This is a genomic window from Pseudomonas sp. CFBP 8772 (genome assembly GCF_014841665.1).
Lineage (GTDB): Bacteria > Pseudomonadota > Gammaproteobacteria > Pseudomonadales > Pseudomonadaceae > Aquipseudomonas > Aquipseudomonas graminis_B.
This window is the reverse complement of record NZ_JACYUI010000035.1, coordinates 1-422: the sequence shown is the minus strand read 5'-3', so window position 1 is coordinate 422 and position 422 is coordinate 1. Positions and strand designations below refer to the sequence as shown.

At 56.9% G+C, this 422-nt stretch carries 1 protein-coding gene; it reads left to right on the top strand.

Annotated elements, in window-relative coordinates:
- Positions 1–422 (top strand): transposase (locus IFT99_RS26025; protein WP_192136177.1); only part of this gene is annotated, 422 nt, incomplete at both ends.

Below are 422 nucleotides of genomic sequence, written 5' to 3'. Positions count from 1 at the left end.
CTGGCAAAACTGACCGCCAAGCGGGACGACAACCTGACCTGCCAGGCACTGATGGACGAGCTGCAAATTACGCAATTCATCAGCACCGAAAGCGATGCGCGGATGATGCGAGCCCCGCAGGGCATGGCCGTTGCTTACAACGTGCAGACCGCAGTCGACGCTGAAAACAGCCTGATCGTGCACCACGAAGTCACTCAGGATAGCGACGATCGAAAGCAACTGGAGCCGATGGCAAAAGCGACTCAGGAAGTGCTGGAACAGCCGAATCTGACCGTCACGGCTGATGCTGGATACTCCAGCGGCAAGCACTTCCAAGCCTGCGACGACGCGGGCATCACAGCGTATGTACCGATCAATCGAACCATCAACAGCAAGGTCGAAGAGCCCTCGTTTTTCCGTCGGGAAGACTTCACCTATGATCG